The sequence below is a fragment of the Nitrosomonas sp. genome (genome assembly GCF_043753625.1).
GTDB lineage: Bacteria > Pseudomonadota > Gammaproteobacteria > Burkholderiales > Nitrosomonadaceae > Nitrosomonas.
This window is the reverse complement of sequence record NZ_JAYUWI010000043.1, coordinates 42,132-49,694: the sequence shown is the minus strand read 5'-3', so window position 1 is coordinate 49,694 and position 7,563 is coordinate 42,132. Positions and strand designations below refer to the sequence as shown.

Sequence of the window (7,563 nt, the reverse complement as noted above, 5' to 3'; positions counted from 1 at the left end):
AAACACTGCGCTTTGACTGAAATCCAAGAAATAAAAAATCAGAGGCGCAAAACCAGAGGTTAGATCCCTCTTTTTATTAACCTAACTGGTACACTTTTGGCGCGATATTTGGTACCTTTTTACTCCGTCATTGACAAGGGTACGCTCAATTTCAGAAACAGGTACTGGTTTGCTAAAATAATAGCCTTGATAGTGATTGCATTTCTGTGTCATCAAAAAATTCAATTGCTCTTCTGTTTCAATTCCTTCTGCGATGACATCCATTTCCAGACTGTGCGCCATCGCTATAATAGTCGCAACAATGGTGCGGTCATTTTTATCGGTTACAATATCGCGCACGAATGAACGATCTATTTTGAGTGTATGAATCGGGAAGCGCTTCAAATAACTCAGGCTTGAGTAACCAGTCCCGAAATCATCAATAGAAATTTGTATGCCCATTGCATTGAGACAGTTAAGTGTTTCTACCACTCTTTCAATATTGTCGATCAGCATACTTTCTGTTATTTCCAGGGCGATATATTTAGCTTCTACACCTGTTTCTCTGAGGATGCGTGATATATTATTAATTAGTTCTTTGTCACGGAATTGTCTTGCTGACAGGTTGATGGCAACTTTTGGCACGATATAACCCTGCTCATGCCAGGATTTAATCTGTGCACAGACTGTTTTCAGAACCCATTCTCCAATTGGAATAATTAAACCGGTTTCTTCTGCCAGGTTGATAAATTTATCTGGGGCGATCAACTTGTGTTCGGGGTGTCGCCAACGGAGCAGCGCTTCTACACCGTACAACTGGTGGTTGGGCATATCCATGACAGGTTGGTAATATAACACCAGCTCATTACGTTCTAGTGCATAGCGTAAATCAAGCCCGAGCGTATGTCTCTCATGTGCTGATTTATTGAGTTCATCGGTAAAGAATTGGTAATTATTCCGCCCGTTTTCCTTTGCGTGATACATCGCGACATCACTATTCTTTAGCAATGTTTCTGCATTGGCACCATCATTCGGAAAAACCGAGATACCGATGCTGCCACCGATATGTAGCTCATTTTTATGGATGTAATAGGGTCGAAGCAGTGAATCCAAGATCTTCTGTGCTACTTTTGCAGCATCTAGTGATTCTGTGATGGAATTTAATACAACAATAAACTCATCACCGCCCTGACGGGCGACTGTATCCTCGTTGCGGACACAAATCACCAATCTTTCTGCAACCGCCTTTAACAAAAGATCACCGATATCATGACCGAGTGAATCATTGATGGTTTTGAAATGATCCAAGTCGATAAACAGTACCGCCATTTGTCTTTGGCTACGCGCATCATGGACGAGCGCCTGTTCGATACGGTCTTGTAGTAAATACCGGTTGGGTAGGCCCGTCAACGCGTCATGTGTTGCCATCTCGATGATGCGTTTTTCTGCTTCAGTATGTTCGAACCAGCGACTTAGATCATGCGCAACGGTTGTTATAAGATTCTGCTCATAAGGCAGAGCAAAAGGGAGGTCCTGGATATAAGATACTTGCAGCAGTCCACATACCTCTCCATTGGCGATGATTTTTGCGCTTATCGTATTTGGAAGTTTGTCTTGATAGGATGCTGTGGTAAACTGTTTATCTGCAAGTTTAATCATGGCAACAGCCATCTCAGGAAATTGTAAAGCCAGAATTAAACAGTTTAATATGCTCTGGCATGTTTTTTCTGCATTTAGATCCTGTTCGAGATAGTTTCGTACCGTATGTAAACAATTGCTTTCCTTTAGCCGCTCGTTCAAGTCAAGATCATTTTGTTTGCGTGCAGTAACATCTACTCGTACAGAAAGGAAACGATCTATTTTTCCACTTGTGTTCACCAACGGGACAATGGTCGAATCAACCCAATAGAGCCCACCAGATTTATTGCGATTACAGATTTCATGATGCCAGGTTTGACCTGTTGTAATTGTTTCCCACATTTCAATGAAGAATGATTCAGGATGTGTACGTGAGTTCAGTATGCGATGATCCTGTCCGATGAGCTCTTCTGAAGAATAACCACTGATTTCACGGAATTTTTCATTGACTTGTATAATACTTCCCTGGTCGTCTGTGATCGAGATTAGAGCAAGTTTACCAATCGCGTTAATGTAGGCAGATAGTTCGGAAGAAGTTTTTTCCGCGTTGTCTCTAGCCCGTATTAACTCCTTAAATGCATTGATTGATGTGTTTTTGGATTTAATTGCTTTTTGAATAAGCGGGACGGTCAACCAGTATATAACTGCCATACCGATTAGAACGAGCAGACCTAGGTATAGCGCGATTGTTTTTGTCTGTTGAGTCAGGTGGCTATACAGTTCGTTTTCATCGATCTTGAGCACAGCACCCAAGCCGAAAGCAACCGGTGAATGGGCTGCAACAACATCCATCCGCCGATAATCCTGAGTAAATTTAATGCCGGTCTGCCCTGCTAAGGCAAAATGTATTGGTAACGGTTTGTTATGCATAGTTCGCTGCATGCGTTTAAATTGATTCCCGTTAAATCCGCGCAAGAAGCAATCCATCTCAAGATCATTTTCTTTTACAGGTGCACAAAGAAGAAAGTCACCGGTTTTACCAATTAGAGTCGCTTCCTTAAATATTCTTGTAAGATCCGGCATGGATTCTTCAGTCGTGATGCGGCCGATGGGATTGTTTTTTTCATCTAGGAGTTGTATCGAGTTACGGATAATAAACTGCTCATCCCACAATAAAACAGTATGGATATCCGAGCCGGTATCCAATTCAACAGCAAGATTCGGGCTAGTGGAACTGATACCTGAATTCAGTATCAGGTTTCCTTCAGCGTCATGGATCTTTATACCGATGAAAGGTCTGGTCAGTATTTTATCCACAGACTTGATGAGTCCGGCGATACCTTCATCATTGAGTTCATCTACATAAATCTTTTCTAAGCTTTGAATCAGAAAGATACGTGTGTTCAATGTTTTTGTATTCGCTACTAAATAGGCAATTTGATTTTCGATTAACTTGACTTTATTCGCTAGTGCTACCTCTAGACCTGAAGCAGCCATTTCTTCGATTTGTGATTGCATGACGCGATACACTGAGAAACTCGCTAACAAGATGAGTATAACCAGCGTTAAGCCGCTAATTATTCGGATTCTTAGGTCATCCTGATTGATAAAAAAACGAAACATTGTCGATTATTGGGCTACTAGTTGTTAAGTAGATTTGTTTCCGGGCATGAGGCATACATTATCGGTAGTCAGGCATTAATCTTAAATGGTATTTAGGGAGTCTTTTTCCCATTTTTTCTCAAAATGATATGAAGGGCTGCCCGATTGATACCTGGATAACGGCTAACAATGAAATTGGACAAATCGGATCTCTAGTTTATATTTTCTTCTGGGATGGTTCGGGATAGGGATAAAGAATATTTAGCGCTACGCTTTTACCCGCTGTTTCAACGATACGTACATGTTCACGTTTAAATTGCCGTGCGTGATGTAGGCCGCATGAGTGAGCGATCATGTTAATTTCTTTGTTGACATTCCGGGCATAATTGGCAACACGCAGATATTTTTCTTCAACTACCAGACCATTCTGTAAACGTGCATCATGCGTGGTAATTCCAGTTGGGCAAGTATTGAGATGGCAGCGCATCGCCTGAATGCAGCCCAATGAGAACATAAAGCCACGCGCAGTATTCACAAAATCGGCACCAGCACAGAGCGCCCATGCGCCTTCAGCAGAAGTCACCAATTTTCCCGCAGCAACGATGTGGATGCGGTTCCTGAGACCGGATTGGAGTAATGAATCTACCACGCGTGGCAAGGCTTCTGCGATAGGTAGACTGACATGATCAATCAATGTCTGAGGTGCTGCGCCACTGCCGCCTTCACCCCCATCGATAGTCAAAAAATCGGGTGCATATTCAAGCCCCCGGCGGTTGATGCTATCACATAACTCGTTAATAAAATTCCATCCGCCGATAGCCGTTTTGACGCCTACAGGCCGCCCGGTCAGTTCTCGGATATAAATAATTATATCCAGCAGTTCATCAATATTGTTAATGTCCTTATGGCGATTTGGACTGATGGAATCCTGATTCTCAGGAATGCCGCGGATGGCGGCAATTTCACTACCAACTTTATTCCCAGGCAGTAATCCGCCTTTGCCGGGTTTTGCGCCTTGCGATAGCTTGATTTCAAATGCTTTCACCACCATACTTAATTCTTTTGCGCGTTGGGGCGAGAAATTTCCGCTTTCATCCGGGATGCCATATTTGGCGGTGCCAATTTGCATGATCAAATCACAACCACCTTCCAGATGATAAGGGGATAATCCACCTTCACCGGTATTCAACCAGCAACCTGCTTGTGCGGCACCGAGTGATAGTGCGCGTACAGCTGGCTTTGAGATTGCGCCATAGCTCATGCCGCTAATATTGATGATGGATTTCGCTTCGAATGGGTATTCGCAATAATCTTGTCCGATATGTAGCGAAGGTGTTGGTAACTGATCTTCTTCTTGGATAGGAAAAGCGGCGTTGACAAAAATAATCGAACCAGGCTGGCGTAAGTCATTGGTGGAACCAAAACCGACGAGGCTGCCTTTATTCTTGGAATTTTTGTATATCCAGCCGCGCGTAGCACGATTGAACGGCATCTCATCCCGGTCATTGGTAAAAAAATATTGCCGGAAATATTTTCCCTGTCGTTCAAAAATATACCGTAGCCGTCCAATAACAGGATAGTTGCGTAGCACAGAATGTTTTTTTTGTGTTACATCCTGAATAAACCAAAATACGACCATGCCGACGATGACAAGACCCAGCATAGTGGCAATACTGTAGATAATTAAATCAATTGCACTAGACATGTAACCTCCTTATAGGCATGGGGCAGCATATACTATCTGTTCAAATGGTGAAAGTGAGCATACTGGAAAGCTACTGAAATACTGTGGCGTTAATCAGGTGTACTATAATTCCTTTGTTCATTGAAGATGAAGGTAAAAATAATTGAAAGATTTACATGCTGAAATTGATAACAATGTAAAGCAGGCGCTGGCGGAAGATATTGGTGCGGGTGATTTGACAGCCTTGCTGATCCCAACTGGAAAAGAGCTGGTTGCTAATGTGCACAGTAGGGAAGACGCGGTATTGTGCGGTGCGCAATGGTTTGAAGCTTGTTTTTTGGCACTCGCGCCTGGCACTTTATTCAGTTGGTTTGCCAGGGATGGAGATCATATTCAAGCAGGGCAAAAGCTATGTGAGATAAAAGGCTATGCACGTACTTTGCTGTCAGCAGAGCGCTCGGCACTGAATTTTTTGCAGCTATTATCAGCAGTGGCGACACAGACCAAGAATTTTGTAGATGCAATAGCCGGTACACAAGCCGCTATTGTGGATACACGCAAAACATTACCTGGGTTACGGTTAGCGGAGAAATACGCAGTAAAATGTGGCGGAGGTATCAATCATCGTTTTGGTTTGTATGATGGGATTTTGATCAAGGAAAATCATATTATTGCAGCGGGTGGAATAAAGTCAGCATTGAAAAAAGCGCAGGAAATTGCGCCACCAGGGGTCTTTATCCAGATTGAAGTAGAATCTTTGCAAGAATTACAAGAGGCACTGACGGCCGATGCCAGTATGGTTCTGTTAGATAATTTTACGCTGAATCAGCTATTGGATTCGGTTGCGCTGACTCGCCAGCAAACCGGTGAACGAATCATATTGGAAGCATCCGGGAGTATTACCTTGAAGAACGTGCGCCAGGTGGCTGAAACGGGTGTAGATAGGATTTCTATTGGCAGTTTGACGAAGAATATCAAAGCGATAGATTTGTCGATGCGGTTTAGAGAATCCGCATAAGATTTCCAATTGATCAGCCTCTTTTCTCATTAAAACTCAAACGGCTATCTCGAGAACTGATTTTGGAATCTGTTATCGCATTAATGATGTTGCTCATGGTTACTGCGACTTTACTGTTTCTTATTCTTTTCTGTTGCTATCCCTGAGATAACTTGTGCTTGCGAGATTTCTTCGTCCGGTTCAAACCACGCAAGATTTTGGTGTAGTTGGACGACTTCTCCAACGATGATCAGTGTGGGCGGAGTCAGATTTGCAGTCGCGGCGAGACCGGGTAATGTTTGTAATGTTCCGGTAATGATCTTTTGTTTTTGCGTCGTGCCTTGCTGAATGATTGCTGCAGGCGTGGAATCTGGCAGACCGTGGGCGATCAGCTTCTGGCATAAAAAAGGCAAGCCTAACAACCCCATGTAAACTACGATGGTCTGGTGAGGGCGTGCGAGATGGGACCAATCCAGATCGACGCTGTTGTTTTTCAGATGGCCGGTAACAAAAATACATGACTGGGCATAATCCCGGTGTGTGAGTGGAATACCTGCATAGGCTGCAACACCGGAGGCGGCGGTAATGCCGGGCACAACCTGGAAAGGAATATGGTGGGACGCCAAAGTTTCGATTTCCTCACCGCCACGGCCAAAAATAAAAGGATCACCGCCTTTGAGTCGCAGTACTCGTTTCCCTTCTTGTGCGAGCCGTACCAGTAGTAGATTGATAGATTCCTGCTTCAAGGTGTGGCGATTACGTTCCTTGCCGGCATAAATACGAGTGGCATCTCGGCGTACCATATCGAGAATGGCGGGCGAGACCAGCCGGTCATAAACGACGACATCGGCCTGTTGCATCAGACGCATGGCCCGGAAAGTGAGTAAATCAGGATTGCCCGGTCCGGCTCCAACCAGATAAACCTCGCCTTGTAGAGACTCGTCTTTTTCTTGCCGTAAGGATTGCAACAGATATGCCTGTGCTGCTTTATCCTTTCCAGCCAGCACCAATTCCGTAAATCGGCCTTGCAACAATTTTTCCCAGAAAATACGTCGTTTTTCCGGGTGTGTAAAATGCTGTTTGACATGCTGGCGGAACTTCCCAGCCATCGCCGCCAGCCGTGCATAGGTGACCGGTATCATAATTTCCAATTGAGCGCGTAACAATCTGGCCAGTACAGGGGATTGGCCGCCGCTGGATACGGCAATCAACAGTGGCGACCGGTCCACGATGGAGGGCATGATGAAAGTACATAAATCCGGGTCATCAACCACATTAACCGGAATTTTCCGTTGCTGAGCTGCTTCAGAAACCAATTGATTCGTGGCGCGATCATTCGTCGCGGCAATAACTAAAACAATATTTTCCAGCTGTTCGGGTTGAAAATATTCAGCACAGAGTATGATTCTGCCATTCACGAAGTATTCTTTCAGCGTGGTATCCAGCTCAGGCGATACTACGGAAACCCGGGCCCCGGCCTGGAGCAAAAGTATAATTTTGCGTGTACCGACTTCTCCTCCGCCTACCACTAGACAGGTTTTGTTTTTGATGTTTAAGAAAACTGGCAAAAAATCCATTGCTTCTCCGGGTGATTTCCTTAATCCAAAAAATAAAGGAAGTACTGATTAATTCTAAGCCAAAAATAGGCACAGGAGTTAATCAGTACTTCCTTGAGATGCTGTGGCTATTTTCTACCGAAGCCTGAGAATTGAAACGTCTTCAA

At 44.1% G+C, this 7,563-nt stretch carries 4 protein-coding genes; 1 reads left to right on the top strand and 3 read right to left on the bottom strand.

Features of this window, described 5'->3' with window-relative positions; genetic code table 11:
- Positions 1-81: 81 nt before the first annotated feature.
- Together ACH10T_RS04330 and ACH10T_RS04325 are read right to left on the bottom strand one after the other, a co-directional pair.
- Positions 82-3,075 (bottom strand): EAL domain-containing protein, encoded by a 2,994-nt coding sequence (locus ACH10T_RS04330; protein ID WP_394808096.1) that lies wholly within the window; start codon positions 3,073-3,075, stop codon positions 82-84.
- Positions 3,076-3,376: 301 nt separating this feature from the next.
- Positions 3,377-4,864 carry an FMN-binding glutamate synthase family protein gene (locus tag ACH10T_RS04325; RefSeq protein WP_394808095.1) on the bottom strand — a complete coding sequence of 496 codons (1,488 nt, stop codon included), beginning with the start codon at positions 4,862-4,864 and terminating at the stop codon, positions 3,377-3,379.
- Positions 4,865-5,006: 142 nt separating this feature from the next.
- Between ACH10T_RS04325 and nadC the strand changes: the two genes are divergently transcribed.
- Positions 5,007-5,861, top strand: coding sequence for a carboxylating nicotinate-nucleotide diphosphorylase (nadC, locus tag ACH10T_RS04320; RefSeq protein WP_394808094.1), 855 nt, complete (start codon positions 5,007-5,009; stop codon positions 5,859-5,861).
- A 110-nt stretch (positions 5,862-5,971) separates the two neighbouring features.
- On the opposite strand, the gene cysG is transcribed toward nadC, so the two are convergent.
- Complete coding sequence (gene cysG / locus ACH10T_RS04315; protein WP_394808093.1) at positions 5,972-7,417, bottom strand: siroheme synthase CysG; 1,446 nt, start codon at positions 7,415-7,417, stop codon at positions 5,972-5,974.
- Positions 7,418-7,563: the final 146 nt, after the last annotated feature.

What these genes read in the sequence shown, in the direction of transcription:
- ACH10T_RS04330 (WP_394808096.1), bottom strand. Translation starts at nt 3,075, where the DNA reads ATGCAATCACAAATCGAAGAAATGGCTGCTTCAGGTCTAGAGGTAGCA.
- ACH10T_RS04325 (WP_394808095.1), bottom strand. Translation starts at nt 4,864, where the DNA reads ATGTCTAGTGCAATTGATTTAATTATCTACAGTATTGCCACTATGCTG.
- cysG (WP_394808093.1), bottom strand. Translation starts at nt 7,417, where the DNA reads ATGGATTTTTTGCCAGTTTTCTTAAACATCAAAAACAAAACCTGTCTA.